The organism is Pseudomonas sp. P5_A2_2, assembly GCF_054177685.1.
Genome location: NZ_JBGCUL010001004.1, coordinates 1 through 1,586, shown reverse-complemented (window position 1 = coordinate 1,586; position 1,586 = coordinate 1). Strand labels below are relative to the sequence as shown.

2 protein-coding genes and 1 pseudogene are annotated in these 1,586 nt (G+C 59.3%); all 3 read left to right on the top strand.

Annotated features, from left to right (window positions below; genetic code table 11):
- Window positions 1–222, top strand: a pseudogene (locus tag ACXRVY_RS28230) (ABC transporter permease); the annotation flags it as partial.
- Window positions 219–1,223 (top strand): ABC transporter ATP-binding protein, encoded by a 1,005-nt coding sequence (locus tag ACXRVY_RS28225; protein WP_223462166.1) that lies wholly within the window; start codon window positions 219–221, stop codon window positions 1,221–1,223. The pseudogene ACXRVY_RS28230 and the gene ACXRVY_RS28225, both read left to right, overlap by 4 nt.
- Window positions 1,224–1,257: 34 nt before the next feature.
- A partial coding sequence (locus tag ACXRVY_RS28220) for an HAD family hydrolase (protein WP_458238858.1) occupies window positions 1,258–1,586 on the top strand: 329 nt, incomplete at its 3' end.

Genomic DNA, 1,586 nt, shown 5'->3' with positions numbered 1-1,586 from the left:
GGCCTGATGGTGGCACTGCTGCTGTCGTTCTCGTTTCTGTTCGGTGAATTCGTGTTCGCCAACATCCTCGTGGGCACCCGCTACGAAACCCTGCAGGTCTACCTCAACAACATGCGCAACAGCAGCGGTCATTTCACCAGTGCGCTGGTGATTTCCTACTTCTTCTTTGTGCTGGTTCTGACTTGGATCGCCAATATCTTGAACAAGGACAAAAGCGAATGAGCTACGTCAGCGTCCAACATCTTCAGAAAAGCTACTCTCAAGTAGGGCAGGCGGGCACTACGGTGTTCAGCGACATCAATTGCGAAATCCGGAAAGGTGAATTCGTCACCCTGCTCGGCCCGTCCGGTTGCGGCAAATCCACCCTGCTGCGCTGCATCGCCGGCCTGACCTCGGTGGATGGCGGCAAGATCCTCCTGGACAATCAGGACATCGTGCCCCTGAGCCCGCAAAAACGCGGGATCGGCATGGTGTTCCAGAGCTATGCCCTGTTCCCCAACATGAGCGTGGAGCAAAACGTCGCCTTCGGCCTGCGCATGCAGAAGGTCAACGCCGACGACAGTCAGAAGCGCGTCGCCGAAGTGTTGAAACTGGTGGAACTGAACGACTTCGCCTCGCGTTATCCGCATCAATTGTCCGGCGGCCAATGCCAGCGCGTGGCCCTCGCCCGCTCGTTGGTGACCCGCCCGCGCCTGTTGCTGCTCGACGAACCGTTGTCGGCCCTGGACGCGCGGATTCGCAAGCTCCTGCGCGAACAGATCCGTCAGATCCAGCGCGAGCTGGGCTTGACCACGATTTTCGTCACACACGATCAGGAAGAAGCCCTGACCATGTCTGACCGGATTTTCCTCATGAATCAGGGAAAAATCGTACAAAGCGGCGACGCCGAAACCCTCTACACCGCCCCGGTGGATGTGTTCGCCGCCGGGTTTATCGGCAACTACAACCTGCTGGATGCCGACAGCGCTTCGAAGCTGTTGCAGCGACCGATCAGCAAGCGCATCGCCATCCGCCCGGAAGCCATCGAACTGAGCCTCAATGGCGAACTGGACGCACAGGTGCGTAGCCACAGCCTGCTGGGCAACGTGATTCGCTACCGGATCGAAGCCCGGGGCGTAGAATTGGTGGTGGACGTTCTGAACCGCTCGGCGGCCGACCTGCATCCCGACGGCCAACGTCTGGCGCTTTCCATCGATCCGACGGCCCTGTGTGAGGTAGCCTGATGACTTTGCTGACGCTGAAGAGAGAACTGCACTGATGGCCCTGGCAATTTTTGATCTGGACGAAACCCTGATCCACGGCGACTGCGCCTCACTGTGGAGCGAGCAAATGGTCCGCCTCGGTTGGGTCGATGGCGAATCGTTCCTGCGTCGCGACAAGGAACTGATGGATGCCTACGGCCGCGGCCACCTGGCGATGGAGGACTACATGGCCTTCAGCCTGGAACCGTTGATCGGTCGCACGCCCGCAGAGGTCGAGCATCTGGTTGGCCCATGGGTGGAAGACTTCATCGAACCGATCATCTTCAGCGACGCCACCAAAACCATCGCGGCGCATCGCAAGGCCGGTGACCGGATTCTGGTGAT